22 protein-coding genes are annotated in these 24,514 nt (G+C 30.5%); 16 read left to right on the top strand and 6 right to left on the bottom strand.

Going from position 1 to position 24,514, the window contains the following annotated elements; translation table 11 throughout:
* The first annotated feature begins 197 nt into the window (after window positions 1-197).
* The 5 genes from HYG84_RS10570 to HYG84_RS10590 all read left to right on the top strand — a co-directional run bounded on the left by HYG84_RS10570 (window position 198) and on the right by HYG84_RS10590 (window position 5,349).
* Entirely contained in the window at window positions 198-2,486 is a 2,289-nt protein-coding gene (locus HYG84_RS10570) for an S-layer homology domain-containing protein (RefSeq protein ID WP_212376825.1), read from the top strand.
* Window positions 2,487-2,686: 200 nt separating this feature from the next.
* A complete protein-coding gene (gene yedE / locus HYG84_RS10575; RefSeq protein WP_212376828.1) occupies window positions 2,687-3,799 on the top strand; it encodes a YedE family putative selenium transporter in 1,113 nt (370 codons plus the stop codon).
* On the top strand, window positions 3,792-4,004 hold the full coding sequence (locus HYG84_RS10580) for a sulfurtransferase TusA family protein (RefSeq protein WP_212376831.1): 213 nt from the start codon (window positions 3,792-3,794) through the stop codon (window positions 4,002-4,004). The genes yedE and HYG84_RS10580 overlap by 8 nt, the downstream gene beginning before the upstream one ends.
* Complete coding sequence (locus HYG84_RS10585; protein ID WP_249168587.1) at window positions 4,005-4,292, top strand: DUF3343 domain-containing protein; 288 nt, start codon at window positions 4,005-4,007, stop codon at window positions 4,290-4,292.
* Window positions 4,293-4,434: 142 nt separating this feature from the next.
* Complete coding sequence (locus HYG84_RS10590) at window positions 4,435-5,349, top strand: chemotaxis protein (RefSeq protein WP_212376834.1); 915 nt, start codon at window positions 4,435-4,437, stop codon at window positions 5,347-5,349.
* A 54-nt stretch (window positions 5,350-5,403) separates the two neighbouring features.
* Here HYG84_RS10590 and HYG84_RS10595 read toward each other — a convergent pair whose 3' ends face one another.
* Window positions 5,404-7,017 (bottom strand): putative manganese-dependent inorganic diphosphatase, encoded by a 1,614-nt coding sequence (locus HYG84_RS10595; protein WP_212376837.1) that lies wholly within the window; start codon window positions 7,015-7,017, stop codon window positions 5,404-5,406.
* Window positions 7,018-7,207: 190 nt separating this feature from the next.
* Window positions 7,208-7,723 (bottom strand): hypothetical protein, encoded by a 516-nt coding sequence (locus tag HYG84_RS10600; protein WP_212376840.1) that lies wholly within the window; start codon window positions 7,721-7,723, stop codon window positions 7,208-7,210.
* A gap of 152 nt (window positions 7,724-7,875) precedes the next feature.
* On the opposite strand from HYG84_RS10600, the gene HYG84_RS10605 reads away from it, so the two are divergent.
* Window positions 7,876-8,547: a hydrolase gene (locus HYG84_RS10605; protein ID WP_212376843.1), complete on the top strand. Its 672-nt coding sequence runs from the start codon at window positions 7,876-7,878 to the stop codon at window positions 8,545-8,547.
* A 140-nt stretch (window positions 8,548-8,687) separates the two neighbouring features.
* Window positions 8,688-12,218, top strand: coding sequence for a pyruvate:ferredoxin (flavodoxin) oxidoreductase (gene nifJ / locus HYG84_RS10610; RefSeq protein ID WP_212376846.1), 3,531 nt, complete (start codon window positions 8,688-8,690; stop codon window positions 12,216-12,218).
* 80 nt (window positions 12,219-12,298) lie between these two features.
* Here nifJ and HYG84_RS10615 read toward each other — a convergent pair whose 3' ends face one another.
* The gene (locus HYG84_RS10615) at window positions 12,299-12,466 is read right to left on the bottom strand and encodes a CDIF630_02480 family spore surface protein (RefSeq protein ID WP_212376849.1); all 168 of its coding nucleotides are present in this window, start codon (window positions 12,464-12,466) and stop codon (window positions 12,299-12,301) included.
* 188 nt (window positions 12,467-12,654) lie between these two features.
* Here HYG84_RS10615 and HYG84_RS10620 point away from each other — a divergent pair, with 188 nt between their 5' ends.
* From HYG84_RS10620 to HYG84_RS10635, 4 genes are all read left to right on the top strand, one after another.
* A complete protein-coding gene (locus HYG84_RS10620) occupies window positions 12,655-13,317 on the top strand; it encodes a diacylglycerol/polyprenol kinase family protein (RefSeq protein WP_212376852.1) in 663 nt (220 codons plus the stop codon).
* Between the two features lie 12 nt (window positions 13,318-13,329).
* Complete coding sequence (locus HYG84_RS10625; RefSeq protein ID WP_212376855.1) at window positions 13,330-14,139, top strand: DUF92 domain-containing protein; 810 nt, start codon at window positions 13,330-13,332, stop codon at window positions 14,137-14,139.
* Between the two features lie 384 nt (window positions 14,140-14,523).
* Window positions 14,524-15,726 (top strand): uracil-xanthine permease family protein, encoded by a 1,203-nt coding sequence (locus tag HYG84_RS10630; protein WP_334301097.1) that lies wholly within the window; start codon window positions 14,524-14,526, stop codon window positions 15,724-15,726.
* Window positions 15,727-15,903: 177 nt separating this feature from the next.
* Window positions 15,904-17,091, top strand: a complete 1,188-nt coding sequence (locus HYG84_RS10635; protein WP_212376861.1) for an FprA family A-type flavoprotein — start codon at window positions 15,904-15,906, stop codon at window positions 17,089-17,091.
* Window positions 17,092-17,157: 66 nt separating this feature from the next.
* Here HYG84_RS10635 and HYG84_RS10640 read toward each other — a convergent pair whose 3' ends face one another.
* A complete protein-coding gene (locus HYG84_RS10640) occupies window positions 17,158-17,733 on the bottom strand; it encodes a rhomboid family intramembrane serine protease (protein ID WP_212376864.1) in 576 nt (191 codons plus the stop codon).
* A gap of 376 nt (window positions 17,734-18,109) precedes the next feature.
* Between HYG84_RS10640 and HYG84_RS20335 the strand changes: the two genes are divergently transcribed.
* Window positions 18,110-20,122 (top strand): alpha/beta hydrolase family protein, encoded by a 2,013-nt coding sequence (locus HYG84_RS20335; protein ID WP_249168588.1) that lies wholly within the window; start codon window positions 18,110-18,112, stop codon window positions 20,120-20,122.
* Window positions 20,123-20,207: 85 nt separating this feature from the next.
* On the top strand, window positions 20,208-20,723 hold the full coding sequence (locus tag HYG84_RS10650; protein WP_212376867.1) for a Csac_0668 family 2Fe-2S cluster-binding (seleno)protein: 516 nt from the start codon (window positions 20,208-20,210) through the stop codon (window positions 20,721-20,723).
* A gap of 76 nt (window positions 20,724-20,799) precedes the next feature.
* Here HYG84_RS10650 and HYG84_RS10655 read toward each other — a convergent pair whose 3' ends face one another.
* Entirely contained in the window at window positions 20,800-21,000 is a 201-nt protein-coding gene (locus tag HYG84_RS10655; RefSeq protein ID WP_212376870.1) for a DUF302 domain-containing protein, read from the bottom strand.
* A 182-nt stretch (window positions 21,001-21,182) separates the two neighbouring features.
* Between HYG84_RS10655 and HYG84_RS10660 the strand changes: the two genes are divergently transcribed.
* Both HYG84_RS10660 and HYG84_RS10665 read left to right on the top strand, forming a co-directional pair.
* The gene (locus HYG84_RS10660; RefSeq protein ID WP_212376873.1) at window positions 21,183-21,410 is read left to right on the top strand and encodes an SHOCT domain-containing protein; all 228 of its coding nucleotides are present in this window, start codon (window positions 21,183-21,185) and stop codon (window positions 21,408-21,410) included.
* Window positions 21,411-21,646: 236 nt separating this feature from the next.
* Window positions 21,647-22,150, top strand: coding sequence for a hypothetical protein (locus tag HYG84_RS10665; protein WP_212376876.1), 504 nt, complete (start codon window positions 21,647-21,649; stop codon window positions 22,148-22,150).
* Between the two features lie 307 nt (window positions 22,151-22,457).
* On the opposite strand, the gene HYG84_RS10670 is transcribed toward HYG84_RS10665, so the two are convergent.
* Window positions 22,458-22,796 carry an N-acetylmuramoyl-L-alanine amidase family protein gene (locus tag HYG84_RS10670; RefSeq protein ID WP_212382203.1) on the bottom strand — a complete coding sequence of 113 codons (339 nt, stop codon included), beginning with the start codon at window positions 22,794-22,796 and terminating at the stop codon, window positions 22,458-22,460.
* 192 nt (window positions 22,797-22,988) lie between these two features.
* On the opposite strand from HYG84_RS10670, the gene HYG84_RS10675 reads away from it, so the two are divergent.
* Entirely contained in the window at window positions 22,989-24,254 is a 1,266-nt protein-coding gene (locus HYG84_RS10675; RefSeq protein WP_330655432.1) for a YceG family protein, read from the top strand.
* Window positions 24,255-24,514 lie beyond the last annotated feature (260 nt).

The following is a 24,514-nucleotide window of genomic DNA, read 5'->3' on the forward strand; positions in this document are numbered from 1 at the left end:
TACAGAATATTAACACGATATATTTTGGTTTTTTTACAGTGTTTTTAATTTATAAATTTTGTAAATTTTAATTAAGACTATAAAAAAATAAATAAATTAATATTTTTAAAATATTAATAAACAAATGAAACTTTTTTATTTTTTTTACGTCTATAATGTTGAATAGGAAAAAATATGAAATGGAGGGGGTTTTTATAATGTTAAGAAAAATAATGGTAGTTATTATTACATTTACATTGTTTCTAGGTGTAATAACACCTGTTGGCTATGGTGCAGTGAAATCTTCGATTCTAACTAAAGCGGAAGCAGAAAAGTTAGCTAGGGAAAAATTAGACTTAGGTAAGGATTACAAGCTTCAATATGGCAATTTAAATACTCGAGATATACAACAAAGACAGTTTTGGAATTTAGCATTTGAAGGAGATAAAAAGAACGCTTCCGTTGTTATGGCTGCTGACTCTGGAGAAATAATTTCTTTTAACCAATGGAATGGTAATAATGAAGAAAAAGCCGTAAACTTACTTCAAGATGAAGCTAAGAAAATTGCTGTAGATTTTATTAAATCCTTGGAAGCAGAAAGGTTTAATGAAACTGAAGAAGTTACTGTTAAGGCTCCTACGGTTATCCCATATGATATAAAGATAAATTATACTGACAATGATAGCTATCACTTCATGTTTGTAAGAAAAATAAATGGAGAGTTTTTTCCAAGTAATTATTTTAGAATTACCGTATCAGGACTAAATAAAAGTATAAGTTCATATGAAATGAAATGGGATATTGGAAGTTATGAAAGCAATAAACAACTTTTAAATGAAGAAGAAGCTAGAGGTTTCTTTGAAAAAGAAGATCGTCTTCAGCTTAAATATGTAAGATTAAATAAATATAATAAAGAAGATAGTAAAAATGTGGTTTTAACTCCGGTATATATTTATACACCAAAAGAAACTGATAAAATAGATGCTATTACCGGAAAGTTATTAACATCGGATCAATTATATAATTGGAATTATTATGGATATCCAATTTACAGAGAAGACTCATCTAATGCAAATGAGATGATGGCTAAAGAGGCATCAAATGGTGGAGTTGAAATGATACCGGATGATGGTGTAATTTCAAAGGAAAAGGTAGAGCAAATAATAATAAATATACTTAAAGAACATGTAGATATAGAAGGAATTAAACTAAATAGCGGTAGTTACACAAATTATTATGCTGGAATTAAAGGCAAGTTCTGGTATGTATATTGGAATTCTGATGAGGGAGATAAATATTTAAATTCAGTGCTAAATGCTGAAAATGGTCAGGTATTAGAACTTTCATATAATAAAAGTGAAGGATATCAGCCTGTACAAGAAGTAAGAGACTTAAAAACAACTGAAAATATTAAAGAAAATGTTAGGAAGAGTGATGATACTCTAAGTATAGTAAATGAAAAAATTCAAACAATGTTTCCAAAAACTAAAGGAGCATTGAAATTAGAAATAAAATCAGATAATGTTATAGACAAAGATAAAGCATATGTATCAAGCTCTAGATATATAAATAACATTCTATTCGATGATAATTATGTGCATATGACATATAACGATGAAACCGAGGAAATAAGCAGTTTGAGATATAGATGGTACGATGTAGATGTACAAAAATCTAGTTCAATGTTAACTAAGGAAAAGGCGCATAAAATATTCTATGACAATGTAGGACTTGAGAAGTATTTAGTACAATTAAAAGACTTAGAGAAACTGGAGAAGGAAGGTTTAGAAATACCTACAAAAGAGTTGTTATCTGTATATGCAATAAAAAGCTTTGGCTTTAATTACATTGATGGGGTAACCGGCAAGTTTCTAAATTATTCAGGAGAAGAATTTAAAAAAGAGCAAAGCAATCAAACTCAGTTTACAGATATAAAAGGATCTCCTTATGAGAAAGACATTTTACTTATAGATAAAATGGGGATATTAAAGGTAACAGAGCAAACTTTTAAGCCAGAGGAAGCTTTACTTCGAAAAGATGCACTTAAATGGATAGTGGAGATAGGTTGGAGTAATAAAGCTTATTATGTAGATAGATATTACAATGGATCCAATGAAAATAAAGGAAAAGATTATTTTAAAGATATTTCAAAGGATAGTCCTTACTATAAGTATATTGAAACTGGAGTAGAGTTTGGTATTATCGATGAGGGCGATTATTTTAAACCAGATGAAAAAATTAGTAAAATTGAATTAGCAAAGTGGATTATAAATGCCATGAAACAAAAAGAATTAGCTAATTACTCTAATATTTTCCAAGTGCCATATAAAGATAAAGAAGTAATAAAAACAGAGGATATCGGTTATGCTGCATTAGCCAAATATTATAATATATTTGGAGATAAAAATATTGAAGCAGAATTTTCGCCTAACAAAAATCTTAATAGAGGTGAATTTATTCACTTTATGTATCAACTAATAAGAGATTATGAAGATATGAAAAACTAGAATAACACTTAAATATTAATAATATAAATATTAATTTTAATAGATCAATCCCTTTTGAATATTACTTTCAAGAGGGATTGTTTTATTGTTATAAATAAATTCAATAGGACAATGGAAATAAATAGAAAAATTCAATTGTTAACATTGTTAATTATTTAATAATATATAGGTGAAGTAATAATAGAATAGGAGGGTTAAAATTGAAACAAGGAGAAGCAAAGATTATAGCAGCAGGAGGTATACTAGGTTTATTAGCAGCACTGTTGGTTAAGTTTGGTAATCCTGTTAACATGGGTATTTGTGTAGCTTGCTTTTATAGGGACATTGCAGGTGCCCTAGGACTTCATGGAGCAGGAAATGTTCAGTACATACGACCGGAAATATCAGGATTTATTTTAGGTTCATTTATTATTGCTAAAACTAAGGGCGAGTTTAGGGCAAGAGGTGGATCATCTCCACTTTTGAGATTTGTATTAGGATTTTTTCTAATGATTGGAGCACTGGTGTTTTTAGGTTGTCCTCTTAGAATGATTTTAAGATTAGCTAATGGAGATTTAAATGCTATTACTGGTTTAGTTGGCTATGTTGTTGGAATTTTTATAGGTATTCAATTTATTAAACGAGGATTTAGTCTAGGAAGAAGTGTAAGCCAGCCAGAGTCAAGTGGATATATTATGCCTATATTTGCAATAGGTCTATTAGTGCTATTAGCTATACAACCAGCCTTTGTTTTATTTAGTGAGAGTGGACCTGGAGCAGCCAGAGCACCTATTGCTATAGCCTTAGCTGCTGGTTTAATAGTGGGAGTACTTCTACAAAGAACAAGACTTTGTACTGCAGGGGGATTCAGAGATGCTATCCTTATTAAAGATTTTTACTTTTTATGGGGATTAATTGGTATTTTTGTATTTGCCCTTATTGGAAATCTAGTTTTAAATCCAGCAAGCTTTAAAATTAGTTTTGTTGAACAGCCAATAGCCCATAATGATTTTCTATGGAACTTCCTAGGTATGGTATTGGCAGGAGTTGCATCTTCATTATTAGGTGGCTGTCCTCTAAGACAAACTATTTTGGCTGGCGAAGGGGATACAGATGCTGCTATTACCATTTTAGGATTAATAGCAGGAGCAGCTTTTGCTCACAATTTTGGATTAGCTGCTAGTCCACAAGGAGTAGGGTTAAATGGTAAAATTGCAGTATTAATTGGTTTCGTAGTTATTATATCTATTGGATACAATGTAGTAAAATATAATGAGAAAGCTAGAAATGATAAAAAAGGTAGAGCAGTAGAAGGAGGGGTAAGTCATGTATAAAGTTGTAGATGCTAGAGGACGATCCTGTCCAGAACCAGTATTGATGACTAAAGAAGCCGTTTCTGAATATGATGGTACACCTATAGAAGTTTTAGTAGATATGATGGTAGCTGTTGAAAACATTAAGCGTTTTAGTAAAAATCAGGGATTCGATGTTGAGTGCTCAGAAGGTGCCGATGGATATTCACTGGTTATTAAAAAATAGGTGGTTAATTTGAAGGAAAGATATTGTGTTATTACATTTCATTCTACTTATCAGGCGCTACGATTCGAAAAAATTTTAAAAGAAAATAATTGCGAAGTACGGTTGATTCCAGTACCTAGGCAAGTAAGTACTAGCTGTGGTACAGCAGGTGAAATTCCCTGTAATGATAAGGAGATAATTTTAAGGATATGTCGTGAAAATTATATAGACTATGGTGAATTTCACTGTATAGAAAAAGAAGCTAAACCTAGCTGGTATACAAAATTAATTAAAAGAGAAAAATGTTAACCTATTATGAAAGGGTGGTTTTATTGCTCTAGCTTTTATAGTTATTATATAATCCTAAAATTTTTGTTATATCTAAAGCAATTATGGTATAATCCAAGTATATACTTAGATTTTGGCAAAAAGATGTGAGGGAGGAAAAAGTATGAAGGAAGAGCAGAAAATATTGTTAGAAAGTGGAACAAATGAATTAGAAATTGTAGAATTTAAAATAGGTGAAAATTTTTTTGGAATTAATGTTGCGAAGGTAAAGGAAATAATTCCGTTTTCCAAAGTAACTCATATACCAAAAGCTCATCCGTGTGTTAAAGGAATTTTTAAGCCGAGAGAAACAATAGTGACTGTTGTAGACCTCCCTAAGTACTTAAGTATTCAGTCTGAAGAAGATGAGTCAAATAACTTATTTATAATATCTCATTTTAATAAGATTTCAGTAGCTTTTCAGGTTCATAAGGTAGTAGGTATTCATAGATTTTCTTGGGAGCAGATGGAGAAACCAGATAATACAATTTATGGTGGTGTAGAGGGAGTAGCTACTGGAATTGTTAAAAAGGATGAAAGGTTAATTATTATACTTGACTTTGAAAAAATCTTGACAGATATTAGTCCTAATACAGGGATTCAACTTTCAGAAATAAAGGAGATGGGCCCTAGACAAAGAAGTAATAAGCCGATAATTGTAGCAGAAGACTCTGAAATGCTTTCAAAAATATTAGTTCAAGCTTTAAATGAAGCAGGTTATAGCAATCTTATGGTCACTAATAATGGTAGAGAAGCATGGGACTTACTCGAGAGATTTAGAGTAGATAAGTCGAAATTATTAAAAGAGCATGTATCCTGTATTATTACAGATATAGAAATGCCTAAAATGGATGGACATCATTTAACAAAGCTTGTTAAGAGTGATGAAGACTTGGCTGAAATACCAGTAATAATATTTTCTTCCCTAATTTCTGATGAAATGATGAGAAAAGGTGAGGGCTTAGGAGCAGATGCTCAAGTTACTAAACCAGAGATTAGGAATTTGGTGGGAGTTATAGATAAATTGATAATGAAATAGAAGAATCAAAGCAGCTCACTAATCTATTGTAACTAATGAGCTGCTTTAAATTTATTATTTGATTAACTGTATAGCATTTAGTAACTTAGGTATTACTTGTTTTTTTCTTGATACAACTTCCTTAGCAAATACACCTTGTTCATCTATAACTTCAAATGCAGATGGTATCACGCTATTATGTTTACATTGATACAAAATATACGAACCTTCTTTTAAAATGTCTGTAACTAATAATAATGTAATGTCATAATTCATCCTCTTGTGTACCTTTTTAATATAATTAATAAAAAGATCTTTTCTATTGAAGACATCATCAATATCTAGTGTAAACACTTGACTAATTCCAGTTTTAAATGTTTCTAATTGAAACTCTTTAAAGTCCTTATAGAAGACTTCTTCTATACTTTGACCTTCTAGAGATGTACCGAATTTAAACATATCCATTGCGAAGTCATCAATATTCAGCTTTACAATCCTATTTAGTTCTTCTACAGCTTTTTTATCGATATCTGTTGTTGTAGGAGATTTAAACAGTAAAGTATCTGATAGAATCCCCGATAACAATGCTCCCGCAATCTCAAACGGAATTTCAATATTATGCTCTCTGTACATCCAAAATACTATTGTACATGTGCTTCCTACAGGATTATTTCTAAAGTTAATTGGCATCGATGTGGAAATATCTCCAATTTTATGGTGATCAATTATTTCCAATATGTCTGCTTCATCAAGACCTTCAGCACTTTGGCTATATTCGTTATGATCCACTAATATTACTTTTTTTCTTGTAGGATTCATAATATGGTTTCTATTAATAAATCCTAAAAACTTACTCTCATTATCAATAACAGGATAATTTCTAAAATGACTATGGCTAAGTTCGTCCTTTACTTCATCTATATATTCCATTTCATTAAACTTAATTACATTTTGTGTTCTCATAATTCGGCTAGTATAATTACACATATTTATAACTTTAGAAATATAATAGGTATCTTTTGGTACTAAAATCATTGTAATATTGTTGATTTCAGCTAAATCTATGTATTTCTGCGGTATATCATTACCACCAGTAATAATGATTAACTGAACTTTCGACATAATAGCACATTCTATAATATCATATCTATCACCAACAATAACAATATCGTTTTCACCTAAGAGGCCCTCTATGGTTTTATAATAATATGCTACTATCGATACATGACCATTAAAAAACTCTTTATTACCAGATAAAACTTTACCTTTTAGATCGTGAACGAGATTTTCTAAAGAAGTTTCTAAATGATAAAAATCTCCATGGATAAGTCCCATAGCAATATTTTTCATGCTTATAATTCCAAGAAGTTTATTATCCTCGTCTACTACCCCTACAGTTTCTAATGAATTATCTTCCATTAGATTATATGTAGAAAGTATAGACTTTTTAGGCGATATCCCTTTAGCAAAATCATATTGTAAATCCTTTACTTGTATTTTAACATCGGAGATATACCTAGGTGTCGGCAGTTGAAAATAGTCTAAAACATATTGACTTTCCTTACTTATATTTCCGAGAACACAAGGTATTGTATTAGAGCCAAGTTGATTTTTTAAATAAGAAAGGGCAATAGCCGAAGCCACAGAGTCAGTATCAGGACTTTTGTGCCCAAAAACTAAAATAGACATTATGAACCTCCTTAAAAACTCTTATTTCATCATTCAAGTATTATATCAAAAAATAATCAAAATAGAATCCTATTTAAAAAAGATTATTTTTTTTGAAAACAAAGGCAATATAGATTAATTAGTAAACAAAGTTTCAGTCTAGACAGAGCCGTAGAATTTTTAGCTATCGTATTAGATGAGAATTATGTTCTCAATCTTTTTTAGGTTTAGCTTTGTTAAAGTAGTTTCTTGATAAATTGAAAAATTTTGCAGCCCTAGTTACACTAGGTTTCATAATAAAAGCGATGGACTTTAATATAAATTTCTGAGATAATAATATATTAATAAATCCTTTTAGTCTTGGATGTTTTTCAATATAAAGAGTTCGACCACCTCGAGAAATGTTAATTCCTGTAGATTTTTTTAATAATCCAGGAACTTTTAAAATAACTGTAAATGGCGTAATTATAATTATTTCTATAATACTTACTTTAATAAAATGTTTTTTGTTTTTTGTAAGTTTTAAATTAACGAGTAGGTCGATAATGAATATTGCCATAATAAATAAATCAAATTTATTAATAAAACGAATAGTTTTTTCGTTAAATTCAAAAATAATATCCCAAATAGATAAAAGCATAATTATTAAAGACAGTAAAACCATCAGAATTTTATATATTCGTGCTAATGTTTGTAATGATTGGTTACGTGGATCTGTTTCTAACAAAAGATACCCTCCTAGCATTATTTAATTAATATGTTAGTAAAAATCTATTAATATATTGTACCACAGATGTCGATTTAATAGCATCAGACGATTTTTATTATTTGTATTGAACATTTTTAAAATACTAATATAAAGAGGAAGAGGTGTTTTAAATGGAAAAATTTGTTCCAGAAATAAAGTTGAAGCTTAGAGATAGAATAGTAGATGTGCCTCGAGTAATTTCGAAGGCAGGTGGAATAAGGATATTAGGAAAGCGGATAAAATCTATTTTATTTTCTACAGATGTTGCTATTATAAAAAATACTAATGCCGATGCAATTATTGCAGTCTATCCTTTTACTCCTCAACTATCTATTACACAGGCTATATTAGAAGTTGCTACTGTCCCAGTGTTTTGTGGTGTTGGTGGCGGATTAACAACAGGCCAAAGATCAATAGGCATAGCACTACAAGCTGAACTTATGGGGGCCTATGGGGTGGTTGTGAATGGACCTATGGAAAAAGAAGTAATTGCAGAAATGAATGAAAAAATTGATATTCCAATTATATCTACAATTGTCTCAGAATATGATGATTATCTAGGGAAATTAGAGGCTGGTGCAAGAATTTTTAATGTTTCTGGAGGCGCTAATACGGCAAATATTGTAGAACAAATCAGAAAAAAGTTTCCTGACGTACCTATTATAGCTACTGGAGGACCAACAGAAGAAAGTATAGAAAAGACAATAGCAGCAGGAGCTAATGCAATAACATATACTCCGCCATCTACTGCGGATCTCTTTACTGAAGTAATGCAAAGATATAGAGATAATGTAAAAAAATAAATAGAAGGTGTAAAAACAATTAGTTTTTACACCTTCTATTTATTTATTTTCTTAATTTAGCGTATGATAAATTCAAAAAAGTAAAATAATAGAAATGTATTGATCCTTTTATATAAAACAAAGAAAAAAGGAGAGTAGACATGGCTAAAAAAAGAAAAACAATGGATGGTAATGAGGCAGCTGCTTATGTATCTTATGCTTTTACTGATGTGGCAGCCATATACCCTATCACTCCATCTTCTTCTATGGCAGAAGGTGTAGATGAATGGGCAGCTCATGGTAAAAAGAACATATTCGGACAACCAGTAAGGGTAGCAGAGCTTCAATCTGAGGCAGGGGCCGCTGGTGCAGTACATGGCTCATTGCAGGCTGGTGCGTTAACAACAACATATACGGCTTCTCAAGGACTACTACTTATGATTCCAAATATGTATAAGATGGCAGGTGAACTCCTTCCAGCGGTATTTCACGTAAGCGCTAGAGCTATTGCGACTCATGCTTTATCTATATTTGGAGATCATCAAGACGTAATGGCAACTAGACAAACAGGATTTGCATTACTATCTTCTGCTAGTGTACAAGAAGCAATGGATTTAGCAGGAGTAGCACATTTATCAGCTATTAAAGGTAGAGTGCCGTTTTTACATTTCTTCGATGGATTTAGAACATCTCATGAATATCAAAACATAGAAGTTATGGAATATGAGGATTTAGAAAAGTTATTGGATTATGAAGCATTAAGACAGTTTAAAAATAGGGCATTAAATCCTGAACATCCTGTACTTAGAGGAACAGCACAAAATCCAGATATTTATTTTCAAGGTAGGGAAGCTGCAAATCGCTTTTATAATGAAGTTCCAGATGTCGTTGCGAACTATATGGATGAAATCAGTAAAATTACTGGAAGAGAATATAAGCCTTTTACATATTATGGTGCTGAGGACGCTGAAAATATTGTTATTGCAATGGGATCTGTATGCGAAACAACTGAAGAAGTTGTGGATTACTTAAACAAAAAAGGAGAAAAGGTTGGAGTTGTAAAGGTACATCTATATAGACCTTTCAGTGAAAAATATTTCTTTAATGTATTCCCAAAATCAGTAAAGAAAATTGCAGTATTAGATAGAACAAAAGAACCAGGATCATTAGGTGAGCCTCTATATGAAGATATTAGAAACCTATTCTATGGAAAAGATAATCAACCTATTATTGTTGGTGGAAGATACGGATTAGGATCAAAAGATACTACACCTTCACAAATTGTAGCAGTATTTAAAAATTTGAAAAATAGCAACCCTAAAGATGGCTTTACTATTGGAATAGTAGATGATCTAACTAATACATCCCTTTTAGAAGAGGATATTATAGAAACTTCTCCAGAGGGCACCATTAAATGTAAGTTTTGGGGGTTAGGTTCTGATGGTACAGTAGGGGCTAATAAAACGGCTGTTAAGATTATAGGAGATAAAACAGATTTATATGCACAAGCCTATTTCTCCTACGATAGTAAGAAATCTGGAGGGACTACGATTTCACACTTGAGATTTGGTAAGAAACCTATAAAATCACCTTATTTAATTTATAATTCAGATTTTATTGCATGTCATAATAGCTCCTATGTATATCACTACGATCTATTAAAGGGGCTAAAGGAAAATGGCACATTTGTATTGAATTGTCCTTGGTCAGTTGAAGAATTAGATGAAAAAATTCCAGCAGCTATTAAAAGGGCTATTGCTCAGAAAAATATTAATTTCTACATTATTGATGCAGTAGGAATCGCTAGGGAAATAGGCCTAGGTGGAAGAATAAATATGATTATGCAATCTGCTTTTTTTAAACTAGCTGAGGTTATTCCAATGGAAGATGCAGTTAAATATCTAAAAGAAGCTATAGCAGATACCTATGGTAAAAAGGGCGAAAAAATCGTAGAAATGAATTACACTGCAGTAGATAAAGGAGCACAGCGCCTTGTAAAAGTAGATGTTCCTACTAGTTGGGCAGATGCAAAGATTAAAGACCTGCCAATAAAAGACGAACCAGACTTTGTTAAAAGAATACAAAGACCTATTACTAGACATGAGGGAGACGAATTGCCTGTAAGTGCTTTTAAAGGAATGGAAGATGGTACCTATCCTTTAGGCACAACATCCTACGAAAAACGTGGTATTGCTGTAATGATACCTCAATGGCAAACAGAAAAATGTATTCAATGTAATCAATGTTCCTATGTTTGCCCTCATGCGGTTATTAGACCATTCCTTCTTGATGAAGAAGAAATGAAGAAAAAACCTAATACTTTTGAAACTAAAGAGGCAGTTGGTAAGGGCTTAGAAGGTTTAGGCTATCGTATTCAAATCAGTCCATTAGATTGTACTGGATGCTCTAACTGTGCTGATATTTGCCCAGCACCAGGAAAAGCATTGGTTATGGTGGATGCAGAGAAGGAAATAATTAGGCAGGCTGAAAACTGGGAGTATGCTATTGCTAATATTAAATATAAACCGGACCTAATGGACAGAAAATCTGTAAAAGGAAGCCAGTTTGCAATGCCTTTGTTAGAGTTCTCTGGAGCTTGTGCTGGATGTGGAGAAACTGCCTATATAAAATTACTTACTCAGCTTTATGGCGATAGAATGATGATTGCAAATGCTACTGGTTGTTCTTCAATTTGGGGTGCGAGTTCGCCATCTATTGCTTATTCAACCCTGCCTTGTGGTAGAGGGCCTTCATGGGCTAATTCTTTATTCGAAGATAATGCAGAGTTTGGATATGGTATGGCATTAGCATCTAGACAGGCTAGAGATAAAATAGCCAGTTTGATGGAAGAAGGAATAAATTCTGATCTAGATGAAGATTGTAAAAATTTGTTTAGGCAATGGCTAATACACAAAGATGATGGAACAAAAACTAAAGAGATTACTAAGGAACTATTAGAGGTAATAAATGCACATAATCATAAAGAACATCCAATAGTAAAACAAATTTTAGATCATAAGGATCATTTAGTTAAAAAATCCATTTGGATTATTGGTGGAGATGGATGGGCATATGATATTGGTTATGGTGGATTAGATCATGTAATAGCATCAGGTGAAGATGTAAATATATTAGTAATGGATACAGAAGTATATTCAAATACTGGTGGTCAAGCTTCTAAGGCAACACCCAAAGCTGCAGTAGCAAAATTTGCTGCTTCTGGTAAAAAGGTACGTAAAAAAGATCTTGGCTTAATGGCTACTACTTATGGTTATGTTTATGTGGCAAAGGTAGCATTAGGTGCTAATATGAATCATCTTTTAAAAGCTATTAGTGAGGCAGAGGCTTATAAGGGACCATCTCTTATTATTTGTTATGCTCCATGTATTAGCCATGGTATTAAGACTGGAATGGGAACTAGTGTTAGACAAGAAAAAAGAGCAGTAGAATCTGGATATTGGCACCTATATAGATTTAATCCAGACCTTAAAAAACAGGGTAAAAATCCATTTGTGTTAGATTCTAAAGAACCGACAGAATCATTTAGAGATTTTATTCATGGAGAAATCAGATATTCTCAAATTATGAATATATTCCCGCATCTCGCAGATGAACTGTTTAGTGCAGCAGAGGAAGATGCGAAAGAAAGATATGCTATCTATAAACGGTTAGCAGAAATGAAATATGAATAAATAGATACATGCCAACTATTATTAATAGTTGGCATGTATCATTTTAACTAGTATATCTTCAATTATAGCTAAAAATTTATTTATTTTTGATTAGTATCTACCCATTCCTTAGCATTTCTTACTTCTGTTTCATTGGGAATAGGCACCCTCGATACACCCTTGAGGTGATCTATATTTGCCCAGGCTGCAGTTATATGATTTTCAATAGGCATAGCCATGTGTTTTTCTTTGAATTTATTTTTTGCCATATAATCACTCCTTTATAGTTAGTATTTTCATATAGAACAAAATCTATTAGAAACAATATTAGGAAGTATTTAGGATAATTACATAGTCTAGTTTGACAGAGCTAAACATTGACAATATTATAAAAAATTTATAACATTATGTAATAGCTATATGAAAAAATGACTTTTAAAAGGGAGAATATGTTTAAATGGAGAGAAACATAGTAGGGATTATAATTTCTTTTGCTTTTATATTTATACTTATTGGTATTGCTACTGTTTTGGAAAAAAGAAATAAATTGTCTAAAGAAGGAACTAGAAAACTAGTTCATATTGGAGTATCTAATTGGTGGATTATTGCTATGATTTACTTTGATAATATATGGTATGCGATAATTTTGCCATCGGTTTTTATTATTATCAACTATTTATCATATCGTTTTCAACTAATTAATGCTATGGAACGTAAAAGTGGAAGTAACGATTTGGGAACGGTATATTTTCCTATCTCACTTTTAATTTTAGTAATTTTTACATTTGGTATTATAAAAATACCATATATAGGAGCAGTAGGTACATTGATAATGGGTTATGGTGATGGTTTAGCAGCAATAATAGGTAAAAAATTTGGAAAACGCAAATATTATGTTTTTAATAATGAAAAATCTTTTGAGGGAACACTAACTATGTTTATTGCTTCTCTGTTAGTTTGTTTTTCAATCTTTACTATTTACTCACCTAATATTATTCTTTTTAAGAGTTTAGTAATAGCTGTGTTTGCTACAATATTGGAAGGTTTTTCTCCTTGGGGTTTTGATAATTTAACAGTTCCTATTTTTTCTAGTTTATTGTACTATATATTATTTTTTTAGGAGTGGGTATTAATGCAACTTATTGTTGGATCAATAATAACTTTTTTAGTAGTAATTATGGCATATATGAAAAAGTCTTTAAATAAGAGCGGATTTGTAGCAGCTTTTATATTAGGTACATCTATTTATTATTTTGGTGGATTTTATTTTTGGGGTATTATGATAAGTTTCTTCGCATCCTCTTCATTATTTACAAAATATAGGAAAAAAGAAAAGAAAAGTATTGATAAAATAGTAGACGAAAATAAAGAAGGTAGAGGGTATATTCAGGTAATCGCTAATGGACTTTTGGGTCTTGTGTTTTCATTTCTATATTATAAAACTAAAGACTATAATTATTTAATGGCGTATGTTGCAGTATTTGCGGCATCTAATGCAGATACTTGGGCATCTGAGATAGGCGTATTAAGTAATAAAAAGCCTGTATCAATAATTACTTTTAAACCAATGGAAAAGGGAATGTCAGGAGGTGTTACACTTCTTGGTACTATTTTTTCATTTTTAGGTTCTAGTTTAATTGCAACTATATTTTTTGGTGGGTATATAATATTGTTTAAATTCGATAGGACTTTGCCTATAAAAACCATGATTATAGTTATTGCTGGATTTATGGGAGCTTTAATTGATAGTATTTTAGGCGCGACTATACAAGTAAAATATATAGATGAGAGGGAGAATATTATTACTGAAAGAAAGTTTTATAAAGGTAAGCAAACGAAATATTTAAAGGGAATAAAGTTTATTAACAATGATATCGTCAATTTTTTGAGTGGTTTATTTGCTTCTTTAATAGTATTATTGTTTATAACTATAGTAAAATAAAACCTATAGGAATTGCTTTATATATGAAAAAATTCTTGATTATAAACTATAAAGGTGATACAATTACTAGGAGAGAAAATAAATCTTTAATGCAGTCCCGTGAGGCTGGCAAGGTTATAATAATAGACTTAGTTACTAATCATAGTATAAGTATAACTTCTTGCGCCTCATGTAAGAAGTTTTTTTATTGTAATAAGTAAGTAAACTTTTCAAATTGGTGAGGGTTTTAACACCTTTAAATCGGTTCTGTGAGACCGGAAAGGGAGAAAAATAATATGTTTTCTCCTTTAGTTATGCAATTTTGCAAAAATAAAGGGAGGTTTTTTTATGTCAGTTAATACATTATCTAAAACAACAGAGTCTGTAAAAAAAGAGGTCTATTTAATGGAGAGCTTTAAAAAAGCTATATTAGCTATTCAACATTTAATTGCTATGTTTGGTGCAACTGTATTAGTACCTATACTAACAGGACTGGACCCTTCCGTTGCTCTTGTTGCTGCAGGTACGGGGACCTTAATATTCCACTTTGTAACTAAAAGAAAAGTACCAGTATTTTTAGGATCATCATTTGCGTTTATAGGTGTTATTATACAAGTAAAAGATAAATTTAATGGAGATTTAAGCTATGCTCAGGGTGGCATTATAGTTGCCGGATTAATTTATATATTACTATCTTTTATGATTAAGAAAATAGGCGTAGACAATATTCAAAGATTTTTACCTTCACAAGTAGTTGGACCTATGATAATAGTAATAGGATTAACTCTAGTACCAGTAGCTATTGATATGGCTTCTAATCACTATGTTATAGCTGGAGTTACATTAGCTATAGCATTAGGAATCACTTTTTTAGCAAAAGGATTTATTAAGCAATTATCTATTTTAATAGCGGTAGTAGCTGGCTATATCATTTCTGCACAATTAGGAATAATAGATAATAGTCCGATAACACAAGCTGCTTTAATAGCTATACCAAACTTCACATTACCTAAATTTGATATAGGTGCAATATCAATAATAGCACCTATAGTATTGGCAGTTTTTATGGAACATGTGGGAGACATTACAACAAACGGAGAAGTAGTTGGACATAACTTTATAGAGGATCCAGGATTAAATAGAACATTACTCGGAGACGGATTAGCTACATTATTTGCAGGCTTGATTGGTGGCCCTGCTAACACAACTTATGGTGAGAATACTGGAGTATTGGCAATTACAAAAAACTATGATCCAGCAATATTAAGACTAGCAGCTGTGTTTGCAATTATACTTGGATTTGTTGCAAAAGTAGGTGGATTTTTAAGGTCAATACCAGTTCCGGTTATGGGTGGTATTAGTTTAATGCTCTTTAGTATGATAGCTCTAGTAGGTGTAAATACAATTAGAAATAGTAAGGTTAAATTTAACGTAAAGAACATCATAGTAATGGCGACTATTTTAATACTAGGACTAGGAGCAGGATTTATTGAAAAACATACAGGACTAGCTATAGGAATTCCAATAACTGAAACTATAAAAATAGAGGGATTAAGTCTTGCGGCAATAATGGGTGTAACATTAAATACATTATTAAATAGAAAATAGTAGGACTAAATATAATCAAATCCTCTCCTCTTTGAAAGCTAATTATTAGCTTTTAAAGAGGATTTTTAATCAGTATATTATTATTAAATGTAATGAAATTTTGTTACTTAAATGTTATATTGGATATAATTAATATGTCTGTAGAGATATATTATGTAAGGATAAGGAGATGATTTAATGTCAGCTGTGGAAATTAAAAAGGGGATTTATTGGGTAGGTGCAGTAGACTGGGATATTAGAGAGTTTCACGGCCCATCATACCACACTACTAGGGGAACTACATATAATGCATATCTAATTATAGACGATAAAATAACATTAGTAGACCTTGTAGATGCAGACTTTGTAGATGTAATGCTTGATAACATTAGAGAAATAGTTGATCCTAGTAAAATAGATTATGTTGTAGTTAATCATGTGGAACCAGACCACTCTGGTGCCTTCCCAACTCTTATGAAGTATGCTAAAAATGCTAAGGTATTTTGCAGCAAAAATGGTAAGGATGCAATGCTACATCATTATTTTGGTGACTATAGCTATGAAGTTGTAAAAACAGGAGATGTAATTGAGTTAGGAAAAAGAACAATTAAATTTGTTGAGGCACCAATGTTACACTGGCCAGATAGCATGTTTTCTTATGTGGAGGAAGAATCTTTACTTTTTCCTAACGATGCATTTGGTCAGCATCTAGCTTCTACTGGTAGATTCGATGATGAAAATGATATGTGTACAATAATGGAAGAGGCAAAACGCTATTATGCTAATATTTTAATGCCATTTAGTGCATTGGTAGTTAGGAAAATAGAAGAAATTGTAAAGATGGGACTTAAAATAGATATGATTGCTCCCAGTCACGGTATTATTTGGAGAAGTTCTCCAGAGAAAATTATAGAAAAATATATGCAGTGGGGCAAAGGTGAAACTACAAGGAAAGCTGTAATTGCTTATGACACAATGTGGTTCAGCACAGAAAAAATGGCAAGATCTATTATTGAGGGTTTATCCAGTGAAGGTGTAGAAACAAAGCTATACAAAATATCTAGAAGCGATGTTAATGATATTATGACAGATATTTTGGATGCAAAGGCAGTACTTGTTGCTTCTTCCACAATAAATAATACTATGATTCCAGATGTAGCCTATTTCATAGAAGAATTAGTAGGATTAAGACCAGTAAAGAAAATAGGAGCTTCATTTGGTTCATATGGATGGGGCAAGGGAGCAGTTGCTAATATAGAGAAAAGAATAAAAGATGCAGGTATTAGTATTATTAAAGAAGGTTTACAAATAAAATATGTTCCTACAGAAGAAGATCTTAAAGCATGTTACGAATTTGGAAAAGAGATTGGTAAGATGATAGAGTAATATAAATATTATTTATCTAGCAAAAAAGCTACCTTAATTTAGGTAGCTTTTTTGATTTAAAAGAAATTATGCTGATATTCTCCATTTTCGTCGATCTATATAAAAACCAAAAATACCACCACATAGACCACCAACTATATGAGTGAGCTGAGAAATATTATCATTTGCAAAAAATACATCTATTATTTCCTTTCCAACAAAAAGAATAATAATTAGAATAAGGGTTAATGGAATTTTACCTTCTTGAGTATTAACAAAGGAGCTAAGCAGAATAAGCATAAATACAATACCACTTGCACCTAGTAATGCAGTGTCAAACAATAAAATATTTAATATCCCCGTAATAATAGCGGTAAGTAACATCATGCGGATTATAGTCCGGGAACCATATTTCTCTTCTAAAATAGGGCCTATTAGCAATATAATAAGAAAATTACCTAAAAAGTGCTGTAAATCTGCATGACCTAACACATGACCTATAAGTCTAAAATAGAAAAATATATCTGTTAATGAACTCCTGTATACAGAAAAAAGTAAAGCTGTAGAGAAATTACTAGTTAACTGCCCTAGTATTAGAGATAGAAAAGATAATATTGTAAAGGTTAGTATGACAGGTGAGTTATATTGAATTTTTTTTAACATAAGAAAACCTACTTTCTTTAAAAATTGACCTAAAATTTAACAAATCATTCAATATTATTATATATATCATAAAAATGAAAGAAAGGTCAATCTATAAAAGAATTTGAAATTTCAAAAATATTACAAATATTTGCATAAAACACGAATTATTTTAAGGATTATAAATTAATTTGTTGAAATTAATTTATAAGAAACAAAAGATGAGTTTGTTAGAGTAAAGCAATATCAGCAGATGAATTTGAAAAGTTTTTAGATTAACGGATTAAAAGAAATTTAATTAACTTGTATACATAAAATTTTTAAAATTATGTATATATTAATGTATAATAGAGCTAAGGTAAAATATGCACAATAATATTAATAGGGGGGCAATATAGTGGAAAAGCTGAAGCTAGATGATTTTATAAGGTATAAGTTTTTGTCGAATATAATGTATTCTTTAAACGGTGAGAATGTTTCTTTTACTGTGAACGAAGCTGATTTAGATAACAATAAGTATCTATCTAATATATGGATTTATTATAATGAAGATAATACATATCGGCAATTAACATCATTTAATGAGGACAAAATGTTTTTATGGCTAGAAGATAATGAAACTATTTTGTTTTCGAGTTTAAGAGATTTAAATGATAAGGAAAAGGTTAAAGAAGGGGAAGTGTTTACCCAGTTTTATAAAATTAGCATTAATGGTGGAGAGGCTAAAAAAGCATTTAGAATTTCTAAAAAATTAACTTCTATCAAACAGATTGATGACAATACATATATTTTTACTGCTAGGTCTAATCTCTATAATAAAGAACTAGATAAATTGTCAGAAAAAGAAAGAAATCTAGAGTTAAAAGCACAAAAGGAAGAGAAGGATTATGAGATTTTAGATGAGATTCCATTTTGGAGCAATGGAGTAGGCTTTACCAATAAAAGTAGAAATAGATTATATATCTATAATTCTCTAACAAATAGCTATAATTTGATTACAGATGATTTTACCAATGTAAGTAGTGTAAATCTAAATGATAAAAAGGACAAAGTTATTTTTATTGGACAAAGTTTTGAGAGCAAAATGGAGCTTGAAAATTCAATTTATGTATACGACCTACTGAAACAAACAATAGAAAAAGTAGCAACTCCTTACACGGTTATGCATGGATATGCTAATTTTATTGACGATAATAAAATAGTGTATACAGGAAAAGATATGGTTAAATACGGAATGAATGAAAATAGCAAGTTTTATATTTTAGATGTTAAGGAGCAAAAAACAACTTGCATTACTCCAGATTTAGACTGTAATTTAACTAATTCTGTTGGGTCCGATTGTAGATATGGAATTTCTCCAGCATCTAGCATTCAAAAAAGAGGAAGCAATATATATTTTATTTCAACTGAAGGAGAATGCTCATATTTAAATAAATTAGACATAAATGGAGAAATAAATAAGATGACTTCATCTAATGGAAGTATAGATGATTTTTCTGTAAATGATAAGGGAGATGTTTTATTTATTGGGTTAAGAGATACAAAGCTTCAAGAGATGTATTTGCTAAAAGATAATAAAGAACATCAAATTTCGGAATTTAATCGATGGGTTAAGGAAACAAAATCAATAATTAAGCCTGAAAAAATCACCGTAGAAACCTCCAATAATATATTTATTGATGGTTGGATTATGAGGCCAGTAGATTTTCAAGAAGGTAAAAAATATCCAGCAATTTTAGACATTCATGGAGGACCAAAGACGGTTTATGGGGAAATTTTTTATCATGAAATGCAATATTGGGCTAACGAAGGATATGTAGTTTTCTTTTGTAATCCTAGGGGTAGTGATGGAAAAGGAAATAATTTTGCTGATATTCGAGGCAAATATGGAACTATAGATTATGATGATATAATGAAGTTTACAGATGCGGTATTAGAGAAATATACATTTATAGATAAGGACAAGGTAGGTGTTACTGGAGGCTCCTATGGCGGTTTTATGACGAACTGGATTATAGGGCATACAGATCGATTTAAAGCTGCCGCATCTCAAAGAAGTATTTCGAACTGGATTTCTAAATTTGGAACAACGGATATAGGATATTATTTTAATCATGATCAAATAGGGGCAACTCCATGGGATAATCAAGAAAAACTATGGGACCATTCACCATTAAAGTATGCCCATCGTGCAAAGACTCCTACATTATTCATACATTCAGAAGAGGACTACCGATGCTGGCTAGTAGAGGGAATACAAATGTTTACTGCTTTGAAATATCATAATGTGGAAGCAAGACTTTGTATGTTTAGGGGAGAAAATCACGAGTTAAGTAGAAGTGGCAAACCGAAGCACCGCATTAGAAGGCTAAAAGAGATTACAGATTGGTTTGATAAATACTTAAAATAATATAGAAGATAGGAAGGTAAAGAATTTTTTTTGCCACTAGAACCACTCACTTGTAGTTGTATTTGCAGATATAGGGGATAAACCAATGATAAAAAAAGAAGAGCTTAATCAACAAAATAAATCATGTTGAGGGAACCAAATTGAGTCTACAGGTCTAGTAGATAAAAATGAACTGTGTCCTGTATGTGAAAAACAAGGAAGTAAAGTAAATAACATTACAATAAGACACATGATTCATGATGAATTACTTAAGCAAGTTCGAAATGATGATTATTATTTGTGTATGAATGAAGAATGCTATGTTGTTTATTATAACCAAGAATTAGGTGTTAGATTTAGCAAGAAAGAAGTGAAAGTGCCTATATGGTTCAAAAAAGATGCTGAACTTAGATATGTATGTTATTGCAATAAGGTAACAGAAGAACAGGTTATAGAGGCAGTAGTTAATAACGGTGCTGAAAATATGAAAGATATTATAAAATTAACAGGCGCAATGAAAAATGGGCAGTGTGAACTTAAGAACCCTTTAGGAAAGTGCTGTCATGCAGTAGTACAGGCGGCAATAGATAAGGGGAAAATAATCAAAAATCAAGCATTTTAATAAAGAATAAAAAACTTGCAGGATAGATTCGTATATTCAATCTTCTATACTGCAAGTTTTTGATTTTATATTTTTCTCAACACTTTTTTGTTTGTACAGGGTTACATACCTCTAATATTTTAAAATTTTTATCAAAATATAGTCCTTTTTCCTTAGGCTTATCCTTAAAATTCAACTCCCATAACACCGCAAAATTATGATTGCTTAAGCTTTTCTTTAGATCCTCAATAGCCTTTTCAAAGCTCCTATTTGTCTGTACCGTACAGTTTATGCTCATAATATCTCTCCAAGAAATATTTAATTCTAATAATATGATTTCCTAATATAAAGAATAGAATCCTAAAAGTTACAGAAAATAAACAGTAACAGATGATTATGATCAACAGTTGAAATAAATATGTATGGCAATACAACGAACAGATAATTTCACACCATTAAAAATGGAAAGGATTGATATATATGATGGGGTATGGATATGGATTGATGGGTGGCTTTGGTATGATTATTCCATTAATATTAATAGTATTGGTTATATATGCAGTAGTGAAATTAATGCAGAATAATAATGGGAATTATGATATGCGAAATGGGAAAAATGATGCTATTGATATCTTAAATCAAAGATATGCAAAGGGAGAAATTTCAGAAGAAGAGTATATGCAAAAGAAGAAAATGTTAAGAGATTGATTGACAATTAATATATAGAGGCTGAAATCTGAAATATAAATCAGGAGAGTTTAGTCTTATCCTACAAAGAGCGATTGGAGAAGCTTAGTTAGTGAAAAGAAAGCATAACTACGAAAGATAAACCTTATAAATATATATTGCTTATCTTCATATTCTCTTCAAAATCTTTTTCTATAATGTATAAGAACCAAGATTTACTTAGCAAAATATAAAAAATAAATAGGAGGCAAGAGATTATGAAAAAGAGAGTATTAGTACTAGCAAGTGCAGCTATTATTACAATGGCATCTATAGGATGTTATGCCTTCGCCCAAGGAAGCAATGGGGTAAGACTTAGTAGCGATCAAGAAAAGGTTACAATTGGTGAACTAGAAACAACTAGAAATTATAACAGTCGACAAAAACCTACAATTCAGGAGCCGGTAGTATCAAGAAACAATAATAATCATTGTGAGAACAGTGAAGAAATGATTCAAATTATGAAGGAAAATGGTTTCGAGGATATGGCAAAGTGGATGAAAGATGGTAACTTTAAATCAATGGACGAATTTATGAATAATATGTCAGATACAGATTATCAAAAGATGCTTGATTTAATGAGTGAAAATGGCTATGGTAATATGTCAAAAATGATGGAATCCATTGGAAGAGAAGATATGATTAATATGCACAACTCCATGATGGATGGAAATGGTTCTAATTTTAATAAAATGGGAAATATGATGGGCAGATTTCAATAATAAAAATAGTATAAAATAAAAAAACAAAATACTGCAAGTAAAGACGTGAATTTTGTAATTGCAAAGTATAGATTATATTAGAGAAAACTAAAAATAACTAGATTAACAATTGTTAGCCTAGTTATTTTTAGTTTTCTTTTATATATTTTTTTCTTTCTTAACTACACGGGAATAAACTTTTAAATTATGTAGAAGATGTAGAGAAAGGGAGAGCAATATTACTATCCATTGATGAAATATTTAGAAGGACAATTTCTAAAGATTACGGAATTAGGATCATAAAGATTTGCTATGTAGCTTTAAAGTTCTAATATTTATTTGATATATATTCAATAACTCCCTGTGCAATAGCTGTAGCCATTTTATGTTGATAATCTTCATTTTGAATAAGTTTTCTATCTTCAGGAGTTGTTATAAAGCCTATTTCTACTATAACACCAGGAGATTTAGATTCTCTTAACACATAGAAGTTTCCAGTCAATACTTCTGCCTTAATTTGCTCCGTTTTTAAAAATTCATTAAAAACTAGCTTATTGATCGAATCGCAAATTTCATTAGCTAAATATTCACTATCTTTCGATGTAGGATGGTGAATTACTTGAGCTCCTTGGACTTTAGTATTCTTAGGATGGGCATTTGCATGGATCTTGGAAACTTATAGAAAACCTTAAAGGTATTGATATTACATTAAAATTAGGATAAACTATAGTAAAACTATTTGATATAGAGTGCAAGAAACATAATTGTATATTATATAAATAACAGTAATAAACTCAGTAAATTATTGAATTTAAGTGAAATAGATTTATTCTATACCATAGAAGAGGGAGTTGAAAAGATGGAGTCCGTTTCTTTAAATAAAATAAAAAGACAAGAAACAGAAGCATACAAGGCTTCTGTAGAAATTGATCGCATTTTACACTATGAAACAGAAGGAAATTATCGTTTATGGCAGTTTGAGAATTATAAGATAACAAAGAATACCCTTAAGACAACTTATGATGAACTTTTTATATTATGGAAAGAAGAGGCAAGATTTAGACAGAGCTTTAAAGTGGAAGATGATACGGTAATTGTTCCGAATATTTTTGCTAAGATCAGTGGTACACATAGGGATTTAGAACTTTACTGGAATGAACTAGATCAATTAAAGAATGATGATAAAACAACTATTTTTATAAATTCTATACCTTTTACATCTCCTCATAAAAATCATAGTTTTAATAAATATATTTTAGATGATAAGGAATTATTTGATTTAGATATAGTAAAATCCATGGATAATTATCCACTTGCTTATTTAAAAACTTCATCACAAAACCTTATTTTATCTAAGATTAATGAAATGATTCAGTCCAAGGATTTATTTAACTTTGAAATAACTACTGAATTAAAGTACAAAATATTAGATACTATTTTAAATCTCAAGGATCAATATTTAAATTTGATTCAAAACTTTGATTATCCTTTTAAAATTCCTAAGCTAGTAGTATTCGATAGCAGTAAAAATATATTTAGTCAAGAAGATATTATTTCATTAGTTTTTCTTCACCTTGTTGGATTTGATATAGTTATATTTACACCAACTGGTTATAATAATTTGGAAAAGTATATTAATGATTTATGCTTTGACACACATAGATTAGAAGAAGTTCAATATAATCTACAATCAATGAAAAACACAACCAATAATATAGGTAAGCCTAAAAGAAAAAGAATAACTGCAGGTATATTGGCAATATTTTTAGGAGGACTAGGTGGACATAAGTTTTATCTAGGTAGACCTATACAAGGAGTTCTTATGCTATTATTTTGGTGGACTCTAATTCCAACAATTGTTGGAATTGTACAAGGTGTAGAATATTTAAAAAATAGTGATGAGACCTTTATTCAGGAGAATAAAGAAATTAAAAGAGTAACAGCAGGATTATTGGCTATTTTCTTTGGAGGATTTGGAATTCATAAGTTTTATTTAGGTAAGGTTTTCCAAGGACTTCTTTATTTTATTTTTTTCTTTACTTTAATTCCATTTGTAATTGGAATTAAGGAAGGATTAAAATATTTAAAGGCAACGGACCAAGAATTTTATTTGCAATATTGTTAATGTATGTCTACAGTCGCAATTAAGGCTGTAGCTTTTATATTTTACGGTTGAAAAATAATAAAAGGGGTAATATATTCTATAAAGAGATTTTAAATTGCAATTACTTTATTTATCTTCGGTGTATTACTAAGGTTCTCACTTTTATAATTGTAAGATAAATCACTACATACAAGAAATAAATGCAACTAAGATTTAGGTAGAGTTAAAATGCTATCTGAATCAAGCTTTCTTTATCAAGGAGGAATTAATATGGATATAAA

Source organism: Alkaliphilus sp. B6464 (genome assembly GCF_018141165.1).
GTDB lineage: Bacteria > Bacillota > Clostridia > Peptostreptococcales > Natronincolaceae > Alkaliphilus_B.

Coding starts and splice junctions, on each gene's coding strand:
- HYG84_RS10570 (WP_212376825.1), top strand. CDS start 198: ATGTTAAGAAAAATAATGGTAGTTATTATTACATTTACATTGTTTCTA.
- HYG84_RS10580 (WP_212376831.1), top strand. CDS start 3,792: ATGTATAAAGTTGTAGATGCTAGAGGACGATCCTGTCCAGAACCAGTA.
- HYG84_RS10590 (WP_212376834.1), top strand. CDS start 4,435: ATGAAGGAAGAGCAGAAAATATTGTTAGAAAGTGGAACAAATGAATTA.
- HYG84_RS10595 (WP_212376837.1), bottom strand. CDS start 7,017: ATGTCTATTTTAGTTTTTGGGCACAAAAGTCCTGATACTGACTCTGTG.
- HYG84_RS10605 (WP_212376843.1), top strand. CDS start 7,876: ATGGAAAAATTTGTTCCAGAAATAAAGTTGAAGCTTAGAGATAGAATA.
- nifJ (WP_212376846.1), top strand. CDS start 8,688: ATGGCTAAAAAAAGAAAAACAATGGATGGTAATGAGGCAGCTGCTTAT.
- HYG84_RS10615 (WP_212376849.1), bottom strand. CDS start 12,466: ATGGCAAAAAATAAATTCAAAGAAAAACACATGGCTATGCCTATTGAA.
- HYG84_RS10620 (WP_212376852.1), top strand. CDS start 12,655: ATGGAGAGAAACATAGTAGGGATTATAATTTCTTTTGCTTTTATATTT.
- HYG84_RS10625 (WP_212376855.1), top strand. CDS start 13,330: ATGCAACTTATTGTTGGATCAATAATAACTTTTTTAGTAGTAATTATG.
- HYG84_RS10630 (WP_334301097.1), top strand. CDS start 14,524: ATGGAGAGCTTTAAAAAAGCTATATTAGCTATTCAACATTTAATTGCT.
- HYG84_RS10635 (WP_212376861.1), top strand. CDS start 15,904: ATGTCAGCTGTGGAAATTAAAAAGGGGATTTATTGGGTAGGTGCAGTA.
- HYG84_RS10640 (WP_212376864.1), bottom strand. CDS start 17,733: ATGTTAAAAAAAATTCAATATAACTCACCTGTCATACTAACCTTTACA.
- HYG84_RS10655 (WP_212376870.1), bottom strand. CDS start 21,000: ATGAGCATAAACTGTACGGTACAGACAAATAGGAGCTTTGAAAAGGCT.
- HYG84_RS10660 (WP_212376873.1), top strand. CDS start 21,183: ATGATGGGGTATGGATATGGATTGATGGGTGGCTTTGGTATGATTATT.
- HYG84_RS10665 (WP_212376876.1), top strand. CDS start 21,647: ATGAAAAAGAGAGTATTAGTACTAGCAAGTGCAGCTATTATTACAATG.
- HYG84_RS10675 (WP_330655432.1), top strand. CDS start 22,989: ATGGAGTCCGTTTCTTTAAATAAAATAAAAAGACAAGAAACAGAAGCA.